This is a genomic window from Actinopolymorpha sp. B9G3, assembly GCF_040120725.1.
Taxonomy (GTDB): Bacteria; Actinomycetota; Actinomycetes; order Propionibacteriales; family Actinopolymorphaceae; genus Thermasporomyces.
This window is the reverse complement of record NZ_JBEEAB010000014.1, coordinates 65071-82154: the sequence shown is the minus strand read 5'-3', so window position 1 is coordinate 82154 and position 17084 is coordinate 65071. Positions and strand designations below refer to the sequence as shown.

Here is a 17084-nt window from a genome sequence, read left to right as displayed (position 1 = left end):
CGGCGTACGGTGTCAGACGACGGCACCTGAACCGGACTGGCGGGCCCGGCGCCGGGCAGCGGCCTCCGGTGCGCGCGACCGGGTCCTGGGCGGCCCGCTGGCACTCTTCGCCTGCAACGTGATCGCGAGTGGCGTCGCGGTGAAGACCGAGGAGTACGTACCGACGAGCAGCCCCAGCAGCAGCGCCACCGCGAAGTCGGTGAGCGACGACCCGCCGAGCACCGCCAGTGCGGCCAGGATGAACATCGCGCCCAGCCCGGTGTTGATGGTCCTCGGGACGGTCTGCAACGCCGCGGTGTTCGCGGTCGTGGCGAACGGCGTCCGCGGACTGCCCGCCCACAACTCCCGCACCCGGTCGAAGACCACCACCGTGTCGTTGACCGACAGGCCGATGATGGTGAGCGCCGCTGCGAGGTAGACGCCGTCGATCGGCCGGCCCAGCCAGGCGAACACACCGGTCACGAACAGGATGTCGTGGAACATCGCCAGCACCGCCGACACCCCGAAGGTCCATCGGAACCGGATCGCGAGATACGCCATCTGCGCGAGCAGAGCCACCCCGAGCGCGATGAGCGCCTTGATCCGTAGTTCGGTGCCGAGGCTCGGCCCGATGAGTTCGTCGCGTTCCTTGGTGACCTCGCCACCGACGTCGCCGAGCGCCTCCTGGACCTCGACGGCCTGCTGGGTGGTGAGTTGGCCGGTACGCACGGACACGTTGTCCTCGCCGGAGCGCTGGACGACCGCGCGCGGGAACCCGGCGTCGGCCACGGCCTCGCGTGCCGCGTCGATGTTGACCGGCCGGCTCGTGGAGTACTCGATCACCCGGCCGCCGGTGAACTCGACCCCCCAGTTGAGCCCGCGGACGAAGATGCCCGCGATCGCGACGATGACGACGGTGGCCGAGATCGCGAGCCAGAGGTTCTTCCGCGACATCAGGTCGGGGTTGCGTTCGGTGAGCCAGGTCCGCACCCGCCCCAGGGCGGCGAGCCCGGTGATGCCTGGGCGGTTGCGGACGAAGCTCCGCTTGACGGCCCACTCGGTGAGCACCCGGGCGATGATGAGCGCGGAGACGAGCGAGGCGATGACACCGACCGACAGCGTGACGCCGAACCCGCGGACCGGTCCGGACGCCAGGAAGAACAGCAACCCGGCGGCGAGCAGCGTGGTGACGTTGGAGTCGATGATGGCGCTCCACGCCCCGGAGAACCCCCGGCTCAGGGCCGCGGTGAGCCCGCGTTTGGGCGCGGCGGCGTACTCCTCCCGTGCGCGTTCGAAGACGAGCACGTTGGCGTCGATCGCCATGCCGATGGCGAGGACGAAGCCGGCCAGGCCGGGCAGGGTGAGGGTGGCGCCGAGCGCGACCAGGGTGGCGTAGGACAGCAGCGCGTAGCTGGCGAGCGCGATCGTCGCGAGCGCACCCATCAGCCGGTAGACGACGATGATGAACAGGCCGGTCAGGGCGAGGCCGATCACGCCGGCCTTCCAGCTCGCCTCGATCGCCTCGGCACCCAACGTCGGCCCGACGGTGCGCTGCTCGATCGTCTCGACGGGCACCGGGAGCGCGCCGCCCTTGATGAGGACGGCGAGTTCCTGTGCCGACTCCTGGGTGAAGTCGCCGGTGATCGTCGTCTCGCCGCCGGCGATCCCGACGTTGCAGGGGACGGTCTCTTCGACCTGCGGTGAGGAGATCACCCGGTTGTCCAGGACGATGGCGACCCGCCGCTTCGGATCACCGGGCTGTGCACACGCCGCCTCGCCCGTCACCTTGGCCCACGCGTCGCCGCCGGCTCCGGTGAACTTGACGTTGACGAACCAGCCGAGCCCCTGCTGCGGGTCGGTCATTCCGGAGGCGTCCGTGACACCCTCGCCGGTGAGGGCAGTCGGGCCAATCTTGATCCGCTGGCCCTGCTCGTCGGCGATGATCTTCTCGCCCTTCTTGGGCTTCTCCTTCGGCTGGGCGACGCCGACCACGGGATGGAAGGTGAGCTGGGCGGTACGACCGATGACCCGCTCGGCCTCCCGCGGGTCCTGCACACCGGGCAGCTCGACGATGATCCGGCGGTCACCGGACTGGGTGAGGCTCGGCTCTGACACACCCAGTGCGTCGACCCGGCGGCGGAGGACCTCCAGCGCACGACTCGTCGATTCGGCGTCGGCCTTGGCGGCGGGACCGTCATGGGTCTCGAGGACGATCTGGGTGCCGCCGCGCAGGTCGAGGCCCAGCTTGACCGGCGTACTGATCGCGAAGTACAACGCCGCGGCGAGGATGCCGAACGTCAGGATGGCGCGGAACAGAGGTGCGCGGGACACGGTGCCTCCGGGGAGGATCGGTGGGGTCGCGGGCCGAGGAAGGAGCCTTTCGCCTGCGGTACGCCCGAGTCAGCGAAGGGGTTCGTGAGCGTCGGCGTGATCCAGGCGTTCAGGCGGCGGAACCGACCTCCGGGGGAGCACGCTCGACGGGCGCTCCACGCCATCCGGTGGAGTGGACGACGTCCGCGCCGGAGAGGACTCCCGCGGCGTGGGTGGTGTCGCCGGCGGCCCGTGCGCGTTCGTGCGTCGCGCCGGCCGGATCGCTGGACGCGCTTGGTGAGCCCGAGCCGCTCATGCCGTGGACCGCAGAGGATTTCGGGGCGATATGACCGAGACCGCTCGGTCTGCCCCGCGACGTACCCTCCGACGCGCTCTGCGACGTGTCCTGCGACATGCCAGCGAATGCTCTCTCCGACGTGCTCTGCGATGCGGACGTCGCGCGATGGGTCCGTGCGTCGGTGAGCGGCTGGGCGGCGGTGCGGTTGTTGCCGCCGACCGGCTCCCGATAGGCGGCCCGGAGTCCGGCCATGCCCGGCTGAGCCACGCCGAGGAGGACGCCGAGCAGGATGCCCATGGCCGCCGCCGCGGGCCCGCGGATCCGGCTGTGCAGCGCGCATCTGCGTACCACGACCGGTCCTCCGCTGGTTCCGACGGCTTGGGGACTCGACAGTCTACGGCGAGGAGGGTCCGCGGACGTGGACCAGCCGGGGTGCCGGGTCGTCGCCCCGCGGTGGCACGATCAGTGGGCGAGCATGACACGGGCCTGCACACGTGAACGACAAGGGAGAGGGTGGGCCGGATGGGTGGGGCGTCCGAGCAGGTTTCACCGCTGTTCGATCCTGCCTCCTGGAAGGCGGTCGAGGGGTTCGACTTCACCGACCTCACCTACCACCGGGCGGTCGACCAGGGGACCGTGCGAATCGCGTTCAACCGTCCCGAAGTTCGCAACGCGTTCCGGCCGCACACCGTCGACGAGCTCCACCGCGCCCTCGACCACGCCCGGATGACCCCGGACGTCGGCTGTGTCCTGCTCACGGGCAACGGGCCGTCGCCCAGAGACGGCGGCTGGGCGTTCTGCTCCGGCGGTGACCAGCGGATCCGGGGTCGTACCGGCTATCAGTACGCCGACGGGGAGACCGCCGACGGCGTGGACACCGCGCGTCCCGGGCGGCTGCACATTCTCGAATGCCAGCGGCTGATCCGCTTCATGCCGAAGGTCGTGGTGTGTGTCGTACCCGGCTGGGCCGCCGGCGGTGGCCACAGCCTCCACGTCGTCTGCGACCTCACCCTCGCCAGCCGCGAACACGCGCGCTTCAAGCAGACCGACGCCGATGTCGCCAGCTTCGACGGCGGATTCGGCTCGGCCTATCTCGCCCGTCAGGTCGGGCAGAAGTTCGCCCGGGAGATCTTCTTCCTGGGCAGGGCGTACGACGCGGACGAGGCGTACCAGATGGGCATGGTCAACGCCGTCATCCCGCATGCCGATCTCGAACGTACGGCGCTGGAATGGGCCCGGGAGATCAACCGGAAGAGCCCGACGGCCCTGCGCATGTTGAAGTACGCCTTCAACCTGATCGACGACGGTTTGGTCGGACAGCAACTCTTCGCCGGTGAAGCGACCCGGCTGGCGTACATGACCGACGAGGCGGCCGAGGGGCGCGACGCCTTCCTGGAGAAGCGCGATCCCGACTGGTCGCCCTTCCCTTTCCACTACTGAGCCCTTGCCACTGCTGAGCCCTTTCCCACTGCTGAGCACATTTCCGCTGTTGCAACCCTCCACTACTGAACCCTTTCCTCGTTGAGCTTCTGTCGTTCGTTCAGCGTTGGTGTACGACGCGAAACCCTGCGACCACCGCATGGTCTCTGGTGGCGGCGGGTTGGTGAATGGGTCCACATCAGTGCCACCGCTGTGGTTACGCTGATCGGGCAGGAGTGCCGGAATGCCTGTCGACGTCGCGCCAGACGCGTCGCGAGAGGGGCACTCGTGGAGGAGATCTCCGGCATCCTCCAGCGGTCGGGGTCGGCGATCCACTACTGGATGGCCGGTCCCAAACGCGCACCGATGGTGGCTTTCACCCACGGTGCCTCGATGGATCACCGAATGTTCGCCGCCCAGCTGCCGGCCGTGTGGAAGGCGGGCTACCGCACGCTCCGCTGGGACATCCGCGGCCACGGCAGGTCGAAGCCACTGGGCAAGGTTCCCTTGAGGATGACCGATGTCGCCGAGGATCTCCAAGCATTGTTGGACAATCACCTGCTCGGCCGGCAGGTGTGCCTGGTCGGTCAGGCGCTCGGCGCGCAGGTGTCCCAGCAGATCGTGTTCTCCCGGCCCGAACGCGTCGCCGCACTGGTCGTCATCGGCGCCGGCTGCGTGACATTTCCGGCGGGGCCGTGGCACGCGTGGGCGTCGGCGTGGTCGCGGGCGGGGTGTCGGCTGCGTTCGGGACGTACGCTGCGGCAGCGCCTGGCGCGCGCGAGCGGCATCCTCCCGGCGGTGCAGACCTATGCTTACGACGCGACCCAACGGCTCACGAGGGGCGAGCTCCTCGCGGCCCTACGGGCCGGTGCCGGGAAGATCAGATCGGATCCGACCTATCGGATCGAGCAGCCGCTGCTGCTCGTCCATGGCGAGTACGACGGTACGACGGGAGTCCGCCGGCTGGCACCGCGATGGGCGGCGAGGGACCCGCGGTGTCGGTACGAGGTGATCCGCCGGGCCGGGCACCACGCCCACCAGGACAACCCCGCGGCCTTCAACCGACTGCTGCTGGAGTTCCTCGCCGAGCACTTCCCCCTGCCCCGCGGCCTCCACCCTTAGCCCACCCACCCTCCAGGTGACGGCCGGATCCCCAGCGCGATCAGGCTTGTGACCGGGCCCAGGCCTGACGGGCACGGCGGCCGCTGAGCACCGAACCCCGCTGGTCGTGGGTCGGGCTGATCGGTTCCGGCACTGTGGCCATCCGCCCAGCCGCACGCCGGTCAGATCCAGCCGCACGCCGGTCAGATCCAGCCGCACGACGACCAGACCTGAGCCGGGCCCGCACCTCCCGGATGCCGTCGACGTACCGGACGACCGGAGCGAGCCCCGCTCGGACGAACAACCGTTCTGCCCCGGGCCGGCCGGCGATCCCCACCGACACGACGTCCTCGATGCCCTCGCTCCTGGCCCTTCGCACGAGGCTCCGCAACAGCAGCGTCCCCACCCCACGTCGCTGCCAGGTGTCTACGACGACGAGGCCGATCTCGTGGCGGCCCGGCCGATCGCTGCCGGCGGGCCCCGGAGCCACATCCCCGCGTACGTCCTGATCGGTGTCCGGCAGGCACTGGGCCATGCCGATCAGCGCTCCGGTTTCTGAGTACGCCAGGACCGCGAAGCCCCCGGCCGGCGATGCCAGCCGCGCGAGCCACTCGTCCGACAGGTGCACCGTCGGGGACATGAACCGCCCCTGCCGCGTCGACTCGCTGCAGCGTTCGAGCAGGTCAGCCACGTCATCGGTGTCGGCGGGCGTACCGTCCCGGAGCCGCACTTCGGCGCCGTCGGCGAGGGTGGCGCTGTGCCCCGCCCTGGACCGTGCCCGGGCGATGCTTGCCGCACAGGCGAGGAACCGGTCGACCCGGGCGCGTTCGACGACGGTGAACGGCGCCCAGTCCCGCCGGATCACCATGACCTCGCCGGTGGGCGGCACGATCACGACGAGTTCGTGGTCGGACTCGGCCGGGATCCGGTACCTCGGCTCGACACTGTCGCCGCCGACCAGCTGGCACACCAGCTTGGGCATGCTCGCCGGATCCTCGACCAGTCGCTCGGCGAGGGCAAGTGCGTGGCTGGGGCCGTCGACGAGTTCCTGCGCGCGTGCCCGACGGGCGTAGACCGGCTCGGTCCCCTCCACCGCCGCGGCCAGCGCCCCGCCGAGCTCAGCCTGCGTCACCGAGTCAGGTACGTCGACGAACAGGTCGTCGTGCACGTGCGTGGTGTCGCACCCCTGGACGTCGATGCCGACCACATTTCCTGGTACGGAGCCGAGCGCGGTCGCGAGGCGCGCCAGCGTGCCGGGAAGATCGCGAACCCGGGTGCGTACCTGCCACAACGTCATGAGGTCCCCCTCAGATCGAGCGTCCCGCGAAGCCCCCTCGCCCGCCTTGTGCGACCCAGCTTCGCTCGTCCGCATTTCGCCGGTCGACCAGGCATGTTGCTTCCAGGAAAATCCCCGTGCTGATCACCGGAGTACGCGACGGAGGTTCGCCGCGTACGGACCGCAAGCGGGGACAAGCGACCCCGCCGTTCGCTCGTCTACGTTGACTTCGACATGGGCAACGGATGGGCTTCCAGGCGGTGTGCGATGGCGGTGGACTGATGGCGGTGGACTACGAGGCGATGGTGCGGGACACCATGGCCGAAATCGCCCGCAGGCTGGACGATCCGCCCGGGTTTCGTGAGCTCGCCGGTCGGGTGTTCCTGTCGCCCTATCACTTCCACCGGATCTTCCGGGCGATGACGGGCGAATCGCCCGCCGAGCTCATCCGTCGGCTCCGGCTCGAACGTGCGGCCTGGCAGGTACGCAACACCTCCCGGCCGATCACGGAGCTGGCTTTCACCGCGGGATATGCCACCCACGAGGCATTCACCAAGGCCTTTCAACAGGCGTACGGAATGCCACCGTCAAGATTCCGCAACGGCCTGCGGACATGTCCGGGTATCCGGGCTCCCAACGGTCTGCATTTCCATCCGGGCGGACTGACCCTTTTCCATCTTGTCGATCGGGGAGGAGACCCGATGAAACTGGACATCGTCGAGGTACCGGCGAAACGCCTTGCGGCCGTACGCCACAAAGGCCCCTACTACCTGATCGGCGCGGCTTTCGGCGCACTCGCGCAGCAGGCAGGTCCGCTCGGTCTGATGGACGATCCCGAGGCGATGCGGCTCGCCATCTACTACGACGACCCGGAAACCAAACCCGCCGAGGAACTGCAGGCCGTCGCCGCGGTCAGCGTGCGTGACGACGCGAAGATCGGTGACCTCGAGGAGGAACGGTTGCCGTCGGGGAAGTTCCTCCGCGCGGAGTTCGTCGGCCACTATTCCGGACTCGGCGAGGCCTGGGCCCGGCTCTACGGCGAGCACATTCCGGCCGGTGGTCACACGTTGCGAGAAGGCGTCTGCCTCGAGGTCTATGTCAGCGACCATGACAGCACGCCGCCGGACGAACTGCGCACCGATCTGTACGTCCCGATCGACTGAGCGCGGCAGTTCGGAGGTCGACCCGGCGAGGGGAGACGCCGGCGACCGGGGTTCGCCATCGCGGAGCCTGTCGCCGGCATCGCCGGTCGGGCAGACTCGCTCGGGTGACGGTGCGACTGACCGAGGAGGCCGTGGGTGAACACCTGCGCGCCCGCGGGATCGCCCCGGCGGGCGCCGGCCTCCGGGTCACCACCCTCGCTGGTGGCGTGAGCAGCGCGACGTTCCTCGCGGTCGGTGGTGGGCAACGGTACGTCGTCAAGCAGCCGCTGCCGTTCCTGTCGGTCGCCGACGTGTGGCCGGCGCGCCAGGAACGTGCCGGTGTCGAGGCGCGGGCGATCGGCCTGCTCCAAACGCTGACACCCGGGCGCCTGCCGCGGCTGCTCGACTACGACCCGGAGCGGTTCATCATCGTCTTGTCGGCGGCACCGGAGGGCTGGTCGGAGTGGCGTACCTCCCTGCTGGGCGGCACGATCGCGGTTCCGGCCGCCATCACGCTGGGGCACGTGCTCGGCACCTGGCACGCGGCGACCCGGGGGGACGCGGACACGCTGGCAGCCTTCGCCGACCTGACGATGTTCCTCGAACTCCGCGGCGACCCGTACCACCGCACCGTCGCCGCCAGGTGTCCTGACCTTGCCGCCGCCGTGACCGCGTGTCTGGACGAGTTGCTCACCGAGCAGACCTGCCTCGTCCATGGCGACTTCTCGCCGAAGAACGTCCTGACCGGTGGCGACGACCTCTGGGTGCTCGACTTCGAGGTCGCGCATGCGGGCAATCCGGTGTTCGACGTCGCGTTCCTGCTGCACCACCTGGTGATGAAGGCGGTGCACCTCGCGACCCGGGCGGAGGGGGCGCGGGAGCGGCTGACGGCGTGCGCGCAAGGCTTCCTTGACAGCTATGCGGCGGCGGGTGGGCGGGCCGGTGCGGAGGAGTCGGTCGTACGCCACACCGGCGCGCTGTTGCTCGCTCGCGTTCACGGGAAGTCACCGGCGGCGTACCTGAACGCTGCCGAGGCGGCAGAGGTGTCGAGGCTCGGCACCCGTGCGGTCCGGGGCGAGGTCTCCCGCGTACGTGACCTCATGAACCGCAACAACTAGGGGCGCGCCCAGCGGGAAGACACAACCATTCGATGTGAGGCCGCCGACCTGGTGGCGGCGTTCGTCACCGAGCGGCGCACGCTCCACCTGTCCGACAGGCCGAGGTGATCGACGGTGGGTGATCCGGACACCCGGCGCGTGGGTGTCCGGATCTGGTGACCGTTGATCACCTGTTGGACCGTTCCGCGGTCCTCACGCGTGTGACCGGGCCGCAGGTCTCACGCGGCGGACTTGCCGGCCAACATTCCGTGCGGATCGAGGACGTACTTGCACGCCTCTCCCTTGTCGAAGTCCTCGTAGCCGTTCGGTGCGTCCTCCAGCGGGATCACCTTGGCGTTGACGGCTTTCGCGATCTTGGTCCGGTCGTGGAGGATCGCCTGCATCAGTCCGCGGTGGTAGCGCATCACCGGGCACTGGCCGGTCGTCATCGACAGCGACCTCGCCCAGCCGAGTCCGATCCGGATGGACAGACTGCCGGTCTTTGCAGCCTCGTCGGCGCCGCCGGGGTCACCGGTGACGTACAGCCCCGGAATTCCGAGCTTCCCCGCCGGCCGGGTGATCTCCATGATCGAGTTGAGAACGGTCGCGGGCATCTCGGTGTCGGCGTCCTGCCCGTGGCCGCGCGCCTCGAAGCCGACCGCGTCCACGGCGGCGTCGACCTCGGGAACTCCGAGGATCTGCTCGATCTGTTCGGGCAGGGTCGCGTCCTCGGTGAGGTCCACGGTCTCGCAGCCGAAGCTGCGTGCCTGTTCGAGCCGGCGCCGGTTCATGTCGCCCACGATCACCACCGAGGCGCCCAGGAACTGGGCCGCGTGTGCCGCCGCCAGCCCCACCGGACCCGCTCCGGCGATGTACGCCGTCGCCCCGGTCGTCACCCCTGCGGTAAAGGCGCCGTGGTAGCCGGTCGGGAAGATGTCGGACAGCATCGTCAGGTCGAGGATCTTCTCCATCGCCTGCGCCTTGTCCGGGAACCTCAGGAGGTTCCAGTCGGCGTACGGAACCATCACATATTCCGCCTGTCCGCCGACCCATCCACCCATGTCGACATAGCCGTACGCAGCGCCCGGCCGGTCCGGGTTCACGTTGAGGCAGACACCGGTGTTTCCTTCCTTACACATTCGGCACCGCCCGCAAGCGATGTTGAACGGCACCGAGCAGAGGTCGCCGACGTCGATGAACTCGACGTCACGCCCCTTCTCCACGACCTCGCCGGTGATCTCGTGGCCCAGCACCAGCCCGGACGGTGCCGTCGTACGGCCACGCACCATGTGCTGGTCGGAGCCACAGATATTGCTCGCCACGACCTTGAGGACGACGCCGTGCTGACACTGACGACCGACATTCGCCCGTGGTACGCCGGGGCCGTCGTGCACCTCGAGGGTGGGATAGTCGATCGTGCGTACTTCGACCTTGCCTGGGCCGATGTACTCCACTGCTTTGTTTCCTGGCATTTTGTGCTGCCTCCCCCTGCGGCGCCGCGTGGACACGATCCATTCGCATCCCGGCGTTCCGCGTTCTGCGTGGCCGGCCGCCCGGAAGGAGAGTGACGTACGACATCGCTTTGGACGTCGCCGGATCCCGGACACGGGTGGCCTGCGTGGGACACCCTCAGAACACTGCCGCGACGATCCCGTGTACTCCCCAAAAAGACCGGCCGCGGGGGGGACCTTCGCCCCAGGTGGGCTGCCTGGAGTCAGTGCGTACGAGCCAGTGCGCCCATCGGATCCCACGCGGGAAGCACGATCGGCTCCTCGCCGAGCGCCGCCTGGAGCTCCGCGGGCAGCCGGTCACGGCGTACGGCGATCTCGAAGACGTACTCGTCGAACCACGAGTCGTTCATCGTGTAGAAACCCTGGTCGGCGTCCTTGTCACCCCAGCTGTTCTCCACCCGCCAGCGCCGTGCGGACTCACCCTCGATGTCGACGCCGGTGAAGAGCATCGCGTGGGTCATCGCCGTCTCGTGGAAGAGCAGCCGGTCGGCCTTGTCGAGGTCGAACTCGGTGTCATAGACGGCGCCGACGTCGTAGAGCGCGGCGTCCCAGATCCCGATGTCGCGGCGCATCATCTTGCCGACGTCGCAACCGAACCACACCGGTTCGCCGTCGACGATCGTCTGCCTGGCAAGGGACTTCATGAGGGCGACGTCGACGTTGAGGTAGATGACCCGCGGGCCGTCGACGACGTTGCCGAGTCGGTCGACGGTGAACGTCCTGCCCTGAGGGCTGCTCTCGCGCGGGTCATGGACAAGGCAGACGTAGTCGTCCAGCGGAAGGTCGACGTACTTCTCGGCGAACTCCTGCGGCGTGAGCTCTCCGTCGCGGTGGAAGGCCCGGTCCTTGTCGGTCCACTGCCAGTGGAAGCGCTCCGGAGGAGTGCCGAGGTGCATGCAGAGAACGCGGTGCACCACCTCGAGAATCGCCTGCTTGCGTTGCCGGGCAGCGTCGACATCAGTCGCGGTACGCAGGTCACGGGCGCCCTGGCGCAGCACCCGGCGCAGAATGTCGTTCATCCGGGCCGTTGCGGACGAGCTCTGCGTCTCGGGCATCACCGACTTGGGCACGAGACCGTGCTTGCGGACGAGGGCGACGAACATGTTCCACTGCCCGCCGTCGCCCGCGACATCGCGCAGCAGGTGGGCGACCGTGCGGTCGTCGACGTCCCGGTCGGCGGTGTCGATGATCTGTTCGAGAAAGTAGTTGGCCCGTTCCAGCTTGTCCCAGAACATCACGTGGTTCTGCGAGAACTCGAACTTCTTGAGGTTCATCTTCGTCATGGCGCCGACCCGCAGGAGGTTGAGGCCGGCGAAGAGCCAGCAGCGGCCGCTGCTCTTCTGGTTGGTCGCGCTCCAGTCGTCGAGCAGGTGGGACACCGTCCGGTCCGTGCGTACGACGATCTCCCGGTCGAGCGCGAGGTCGTCGAGCGAGGTCTGGGTGAGCGCGTTCTGGGCGAGGCGGTAGGCCGGGTTGTCGGCGAAGCCCTTGCGCATCAGTTCGAGCTCGGCGGGCGTGAGGCCGGCGTCCATGTGGTGAACCCCCTGGGTGGCGATGATCTTGATGGCGCTGCTGGTGGTCCTGGTGGCGGTGGTCCTGGTGGCGGTGGTGCCGCTGCCGTGTCGAAGCCTTTCCTGTTGACCATAGTGTCCCGAGGCGACATGCGGCGATCGCGCGGGCGAGGTCGCGGCGACGCGCCCTGTCCCGCTTGGGATCATCGAACGTTCTCGGGTGCGAGGATGGGACCGTGGCCGAGGACGCGAGGACGGCTGGCGGAGCCGGTGATCCGTCCGGCGAAGATTCGTCCGCACACAGCGCCCGCGTCCGAAAGACCGGCGCCGAGAACGCCGACGGGGGCAACACCGACCGCGCCAACACCGACCCCGCCAACGCCGACATTGCCAGCACCGCGGCCCACGGCAGCGACACGTCCGGCACCGCGGACGCCAGCAGTGAGCCTGCCGGTGTGGACGATCCCGGCGTCCGCGAGCCCGACTACCGGTTCACCCTCGCCAACGAGCGGACCTTCCTCGCCTACGTCCGTACCGCGCTCGCCCTGGATGCCGCGAGCGTCGCGGCGATGCAGTTCCTCACCGCCGTCGAGGATCTGCGGATCCGGCGCCTGATCAGCAGCGTCCTCGCAGTCGCGGGGATCGCGGCGTCGATCGGCGCGTACGTCAGGTGGCGGGCCAACGTCGCCGCCATGCGCCGGGATGCGCCCCTCCCACCCACTCTGATGCCACTCGGCCTCGCCGCATCAGCGCTGGTGGTGTCGCTGGCCGTGATCGCCCTCGTCGTCTTCGGGTAGGCAAGTGGATCTTCGGATGGGTCAGTGGTCGGGGTGGGGGCACGAATGACGGCGGCCGGACCGGCGGGCGACAGGGCCGCGACCCGGGTCTATGACCAGGCCGCCCAGTTGGAGCGCACGGCCATGGCCTGGAACCGCACCCTGCTCGCGCTCGCGGTCAACGGGGCCCTGCTGATCCGCAGCTCCTCGGCTACGGGACTGTGGGCGGCTATCGCCGGATTCGTCGTCCTTGCACTCACTGTTCCCGCCTGGGTGGTTACTCATCGTGCATATCGCGGTCTGATGGGAGGCCCTGCTGCGGTCCTGCTCGCCCGGGGTGGGTTCACTGTCTGTGCCGCTGCACTGGTCGTGGTCGTCGGCGCCCTCGACCTCGTGGCCGTCGTGACCCACCGTTGACAACCCCCCTAGCATTGGCCCGGGCCATCGCTGGACCGGACACGAAGACTTCGACAGGAGTTCGCCGTGCGCTTCCGACTCACACCGGTAGACACGACGTTCTACGATCTGTTCGCCAAGTCCGCGGCGAACCTCGTCGACGGCGCCCGTTTGCTGGCCGAACTGCTGGTCGACGACAACGATCGCACGGTCACCGCTCGGCTGATGAAGGACGCCGAGCACCGCTGCGACGAGGCCACCCACGAGATCATCCGGCGGGTCAACTCGACCTTCGTGACGCCGTTCGACCGGGAGGACATCTACCGCCTCGCCGCCGGCCTCGATGACGTCATGGACTACATGGAGGCCGCGGTCGACGCCATCGCGGTCTACGAGCTCGACATCCTTCCCGAAGGCATGGAGGAGCAGGTCGAGGTGCTCCAACGGGCGGCCGATCTCACGGCCGAGGCGATGCCGCGGCTGCGGACGATGCGCCACCTCGAGGAGTACTGGATCGAGATCAACCGCCTCGAGAACCTCGGCGACCAGATCCACCGGCAGATGGTCGCGAAGCTGTTCAGCGGTGCGTACGACGCCCTGACCGTCCTCAAACTGAAGGACGTGGTCGAGCAGCTCGAGCTGGCTGTCGACGCGTTCGAGAAGGTCGCCAACACGGTCGAGCAGATCGCCGTCAAGGAGTCGTGAGCAGGCGGTATGGAGCTTGCCCTCGTCGTGGCGGTCGTCGCGATTGCCCTGGTCTTCGACTACACCAACGGCTTCCATGACGCGGCCAACGCGATCGCGACCTCGATCTCGACCCGCGCACTGACCCCTCGCGTCGCCCTCGCCCTCGCCGCCGTGATGAACCTCGCCGGCGCGCTCGTCTCCGAAGGTGTCGCCAGCACGATCGGCAGCGGGATCATCACGCCGAGCGTCGACTCGCACGGCATGACCGTCGTCCTGTCCGGCCTGATCGGTGCGATCACCTGGAACCTCCTCACCTGGCGGCTCGGGCTGCCATCGTCGTCATCGCACGCCCTCATCGGCGGGCTCATCGGAGCCGGAATGGCCGCCTCGGTGACGGTGCACTGGGACGTGATCCTCGACAAGGTCGTCGTCCCGATGGTGATGTCGCCGTTGCTCGGCTTCACCCTGGCCTACCTCGTCATGGTCGGACTGCTCTGGATCTTCCGTAGGACCAGCCCGAACAAGGTCAACCGACACTTCCGCGCTGGCCAGTCGGTGTCGGCGGCGGCCATGGCGTTCGGTCACGGGCTCCAGGACGCCCAGAAGACGATGGGCGTCATCGTCCTGGCTCTCGTCACGGCCGACCTTCACTCTGGTACGGATGTGCCGCTGTGGGTGAAGCTGTCCGCGGCGGGTGCGATCGCGCTCGGCACCTACTCCGGCGGTTGGCGGATCATGCGTACCCTCGGACGGCGGGTGATCAAGCTCGACCCGGCGCGGGGCGTCGCGGCGGAGACGACCGCGTCGAGCGTGCTCTACGTGATGGCCATCGGTCTCGATGCCCCGGTGTCGACGACCCACACGATCAGCTCGGCGATCATGGGTGTCGGCGCGACCAACCGTCTCTCCGCGGTTCGGTGGGGCATGGCGGGCAACATCCTACGGGCCTGGGTGCTCACCATCCCGATGTCGGCGGCGGTAGCGGCGTTGGTGTACGCCTTCGCCCGCCTCTTCCTCCCGTAGGCCCGGCCCATCTGCCTGGCTCCATAGCTGCGGCACTTTGGCTGGCACACATGAGCAAAGCTCCATCCGTCGGGCGAGCTCCACTGGCTGCCGGTGCTGGTCCGCAGCCGGCGCAAATGACCACGCTGAGCTGGTCAGTGGTCTCCTCACAGGCGTCGGCACCTTGCCCGGCTGACATTCGCCTGGCTGACATGGCCGCTTGCCTGGCTGACATGGCAACAGATGGCTCACCTGGGCGGCGTGGCGGCGGGGTGGCTCACCTGGGCGGTGTGGTCGCTGGTGGCGGATCTGAGCGTTCGCGCCGAAACGGTGCGTCACTACCGCTGACCCTGGCCGCATCAGCGCTCGTTTCTTCCACAGGTGACGCACCGGCAAGGTTCTCCACAGGTCTTCTGCACGACCGCATGTGCCGGACAGCGAAGAGCCATCGTCTGCCGCATGACCGAATTCATCCATGGCCGGCTGCCGGTGACATCCATCGCTGCCGGCGGAGGACTCTTCACCCGGCCCCAGGCGCTGGCTGCCGGCGTAAGCGACAGGGAGATCCAGCGGCTGGTCAGCTCCGGTGAGTGGCGCCGTATTCGCCGCGGCGTCTACATCGACGCGCACACGTACGAGACCATGTCCCCCAACCGCCGACACCTTGTCGAGGTCCGCTCGGCATTGCTGCGGGTGGACGGGCCAGCGGTCGCAAGTCACTGGTCGGCCGGCGTCGTACACGATCTCGACATGGCAGAGGCCGACCTGTCCCTGGTCCACCTGACTCGACCTGAGCTGCGTTCCGCCAGGATCGAGGCGGGAGTCTGCCACCACCGCGGTGCCCTCGAGGCACGGACCGTCTGTGCGGCTGGCGGCATCGCGGTGACGAGTGTGGCTCGGACTGTGCTGGACCTCGCGCGCCTTTCCTCGTTCGACGCCGGCGTCGTCGTAGCCGACTGCGGCCTCCGTCGAGGTGCGAAGCGGAGCGAGCTCGTGACCGAACTCCTCGCCTGCCGCGACTGGGCCGGCTCGCGGACCGCCAGTCGGGTCGTTGCGTTCGCGGACGGTCGCAGCGAGAGCCCGGGCGAGTCGCTTGCTCGCGTCGCCTTCGACGAGCTTCGCCTCCCCACGCCCGAGCTGCAAGCTGTCTTCCGGACGCGCGATGGATCCGTCGTCGCCAGAACGGATTTCCTCTTCCGGGAGTACGGGACAGTCGTAGAGTTCGACGGCCGGCGAAAGTACTACCGCGACCTAGGCAATGATGCGGACCCTGGCGAGGTCGTCTGGCGGGAGAAGCTGCGCGAGGATGCCCTGCGAGAGCACTTCGGGTTGGAGGTCGTCCGGCTGACCTGGACCGACCTCGGTCCGGAGCGTCGTACGCAGCTCGCCAAGCGGATCCGGTCAGCGTTCAGCCGAGCCTCTGCGAGCACGAGGGCGGCGTAGCGGGCGGGGGCGGATCCGGTCAGCGTTCAGCCGAGCCTCTGCGAGCACGAGGGCGGCGTAGCGGGCGGGGAGAGGCCTTGCCGACCAGGCGAGTGCACCCTTGCGAGGTGTCGACGCCTGTGCCGGCTGACACAGGCATGGGCAGCGTGGTCATTGTCGCCGGGAAGCGTGGTCATTGTCGCCGGGCGCTGGCAGGGCGGCAGGCCCCCGGGCACGCCGCGACTGTCGAAGTGCCCGACTCGGGCGAACGCTCCGGTGGGTCAGCCGAAGCGGCCGGTGATGTAGGCCTCGGTCGCCTTTTCCGACGGGTTCGAGAAGATCTTCGACGTGGTGTCGAACTCCACCAGCATGCCGGTCCGGTTGCCGGTCGTCTCGTCGGGCCGGGCGGTGAAGAACGCCGTACGGTCAGACACCCGTGCCGCCTGCTGCATGTTGTGCGTCACGACGACCAGCGTGTACTGCTCGCGCAGCGACTGCATGAGGTCCTCGATCCGCGCGGTGGCGATCGGGTCGAGAGCGGAGCACGGCTCGTCCATCAGGATGACGTCGGGCTGAACGGCGATGGTCCGGGCGATGCAGAGCCGCTGCTGCTGGCCGCCGGACAGGCTGTAGGCGTTCTGGTTGAGCTTGTCCTTCACCTCGTCCCACAGGGCGGCGCCGCGCAGCGCCTCTTCGACGACGGTGTCCATGTCGTCGACCTTCATGCCGGTCACCCGGGGGCCGTACGCCACGTTGTCATAGATCGACTTCGGGAACGGGTTCGGCTTCTGGAACACCATGCCGATCCGGCGGCGTACCTCGATCGGGTCGACGCCGGCGCCGTAGACGTTCTCTCCCCGGAACGTCACCTCACCCTGGACGCGGGCGCCCTGGATCAGGTCGTTCATCCGGTTGAGGCACCGCAGGACGGTGCTCTTCCCACACCCGGACGGTCCGATGAGCGCGGTGATCTCGTTGTGGCCGAACGGAAGGTCCACGTCGTGGACGGCATGGAACGCACCGTAGAAGACGTTGAGCTTGCGGCACTCCATCACCGCGGCCGGAGTGGTCGGCAACTGATGCTCCGTGAGGGGCGGTGGCTCGACGTACCGCTGGCCGGTGCCGGAGCCGGTGCCGGTGCCGGTGCCGTTGGCCCC

15 protein-coding genes are annotated in these 17084 nt (G+C 68.7%); 9 read left to right on the top strand and 6 right to left on the bottom strand.

Features of this window, described 5'->3' with window-relative positions:
• Positions 1 to 12 precede the first annotated feature (12 nt).
• On the bottom strand, positions 13 to 2310 hold the full coding sequence (gene secD / locus ABNF93_RS22845; protein WP_349330186.1) for a protein translocase subunit SecD: 2298 nt from the start codon (positions 2308 to 2310) through the stop codon (positions 13 to 15).
• Between the two features lie 109 nt (positions 2311 to 2419).
• Positions 2420 to 2938: a hypothetical protein gene (locus ABNF93_RS22840; protein WP_349330185.1), complete on the bottom strand. Its 519-nt coding sequence runs from the start codon at positions 2936 to 2938 to the stop codon at positions 2420 to 2422.
• 171 nt (positions 2939 to 3109) lie between these two features.
• Here ABNF93_RS22840 and ABNF93_RS22835 point away from each other — a divergent pair, with 171 nt between their 5' ends.
• Both ABNF93_RS22835 and ABNF93_RS22830 read left to right on the top strand, forming a co-directional pair.
• Positions 3110 to 4027, top strand: coding sequence for a 1,4-dihydroxy-2-naphthoyl-CoA synthase (locus ABNF93_RS22835; RefSeq protein WP_349330184.1), 918 nt, complete (start codon positions 3110 to 3112; stop codon positions 4025 to 4027).
• Between the two features lie 267 nt (positions 4028 to 4294).
• A complete protein-coding gene (locus tag ABNF93_RS22830; protein WP_349330183.1) occupies positions 4295 to 5128 on the top strand; it encodes an alpha/beta fold hydrolase in 834 nt (277 codons plus the stop codon).
• 40 nt (positions 5129 to 5168) lie between these two features.
• Here the strand turns inward: ABNF93_RS22830 and ABNF93_RS22825 are convergent, their stop codons facing one another.
• Complete coding sequence (locus ABNF93_RS22825; RefSeq protein WP_349330182.1) at positions 5169 to 6404, bottom strand: GNAT family N-acetyltransferase; 1236 nt, start codon at positions 6402 to 6404, stop codon at positions 5169 to 5171.
• 260 nt (positions 6405 to 6664) lie between these two features.
• Between ABNF93_RS22825 and ABNF93_RS22820 the strand changes: the two genes are divergently transcribed.
• Complete coding sequence (locus ABNF93_RS22820; RefSeq protein ID WP_349330181.1) at positions 6665 to 7546, top strand: AraC family transcriptional regulator; 882 nt, start codon at positions 6665 to 6667, stop codon at positions 7544 to 7546.
• 104 nt (positions 7547 to 7650) lie between these two features.
• Entirely contained in the window at positions 7651 to 8643 is a 993-nt protein-coding gene (locus tag ABNF93_RS22815; protein WP_349330180.1) for a phosphotransferase family protein, read from the top strand.
• Between the two features lie 218 nt (positions 8644 to 8861).
• Here ABNF93_RS22815 and fdhA read toward each other — a convergent pair whose 3' ends face one another.
• Both fdhA and ABNF93_RS22805 read right to left on the bottom strand, forming a co-directional pair.
• Positions 8862 to 10094, bottom strand: a complete 1233-nt coding sequence (gene fdhA, locus ABNF93_RS22810; RefSeq protein WP_349330179.1) for a formaldehyde dehydrogenase, glutathione-independent — start codon at positions 10092 to 10094, stop codon at positions 8862 to 8864.
• A 242-nt stretch (positions 10095 to 10336) separates the two neighbouring features.
• Positions 10337 to 11665 carry a C1 family peptidase gene (locus tag ABNF93_RS22805; protein ID WP_349330178.1) on the bottom strand — a complete coding sequence of 443 codons (1329 nt, stop codon included), beginning with the start codon at positions 11663 to 11665 and terminating at the stop codon, positions 10337 to 10339.
• A gap of 215 nt (positions 11666 to 11880) precedes the next feature.
• On the opposite strand from ABNF93_RS22805, the gene ABNF93_RS22800 reads away from it, so the two are divergent.
• The 5 genes from ABNF93_RS22800 (at position 11881) to ABNF93_RS22780 (ending at position 15948) form a co-directional block, all read left to right on the top strand.
• Complete coding sequence (locus ABNF93_RS22800) at positions 11881 to 12441, top strand: YidH family protein (RefSeq protein ID WP_349330177.1); 561 nt, start codon at positions 11881 to 11883, stop codon at positions 12439 to 12441.
• A 45-nt stretch (positions 12442 to 12486) separates the two neighbouring features.
• Entirely contained in the window at positions 12487 to 12837 is a 351-nt protein-coding gene (locus tag ABNF93_RS22795) for a DUF202 domain-containing protein (protein WP_349330176.1), read from the top strand.
• A 66-nt stretch (positions 12838 to 12903) separates the two neighbouring features.
• Entirely contained in the window at positions 12904 to 13521 is a 618-nt protein-coding gene (locus tag ABNF93_RS22790; protein ID WP_349330175.1) for a DUF47 domain-containing protein, read from the top strand.
• A gap of 9 nt (positions 13522 to 13530) precedes the next feature.
• Entirely contained in the window at positions 13531 to 14526 is a 996-nt protein-coding gene (locus ABNF93_RS22785; protein ID WP_349330174.1) for an inorganic phosphate transporter, read from the top strand.
• A gap of 438 nt (positions 14527 to 14964) precedes the next feature.
• Entirely contained in the window at positions 14965 to 15948 is a 984-nt protein-coding gene (locus ABNF93_RS22780; protein WP_349330173.1) for a type IV toxin-antitoxin system AbiEi family antitoxin domain-containing protein, read from the top strand.
• Positions 15949 to 16208: 260 nt separating this feature from the next.
• On the opposite strand, the gene pstB is transcribed toward ABNF93_RS22780, so the two are convergent.
• On the bottom strand, positions 16209 to 16979 hold the full coding sequence (gene pstB / locus ABNF93_RS22775) for a phosphate ABC transporter ATP-binding protein PstB (protein WP_349330297.1): 771 nt from the start codon (positions 16977 to 16979) through the stop codon (positions 16209 to 16211).
• Between the last annotated feature and the right edge of the window lie 105 nt (positions 16980 to 17084).

Coding starts and splice junctions, on each gene's coding strand:
- ABNF93_RS22805 (WP_349330178.1), bottom strand. CDS start 11,665: ATGGACGCCGGCCTCACGCCCGCCGAGCTCGAACTGATGCGCAAGGGC.
- ABNF93_RS22780 (WP_349330173.1), top strand. CDS start 14,965: ATGACCGAATTCATCCATGGCCGGCTGCCGGTGACATCCATCGCTGCC.
- pstB (WP_349330297.1), bottom strand. CDS start 16,979: ATGGAGTGCCGCAAGCTCAACGTCTTCTACGGTGCGTTCCATGCCGTC.
- ABNF93_RS22820 (WP_349330181.1), top strand. CDS start 6,665: ATGGCGGTGGACTACGAGGCGATGGTGCGGGACACCATGGCCGAAATC.
- ABNF93_RS22825 (WP_349330182.1), bottom strand. CDS start 6,404: ATGACGTTGTGGCAGGTACGCACCCGGGTTCGCGATCTTCCCGGCACG.
- ABNF93_RS22795 (WP_349330176.1), top strand. CDS start 12,487: ATGACGGCGGCCGGACCGGCGGGCGACAGGGCCGCGACCCGGGTCTAT.
- ABNF93_RS22835 (WP_349330184.1), top strand. CDS start 3,110: ATGGGTGGGGCGTCCGAGCAGGTTTCACCGCTGTTCGATCCTGCCTCC.
- ABNF93_RS22785 (WP_349330174.1), top strand. CDS start 13,531: ATGGAGCTTGCCCTCGTCGTGGCGGTCGTCGCGATTGCCCTGGTCTTC.
- fdhA (WP_349330179.1), bottom strand. CDS start 10,094: ATGCCAGGAAACAAAGCAGTGGAGTACATCGGCCCAGGCAAGGTCGAA.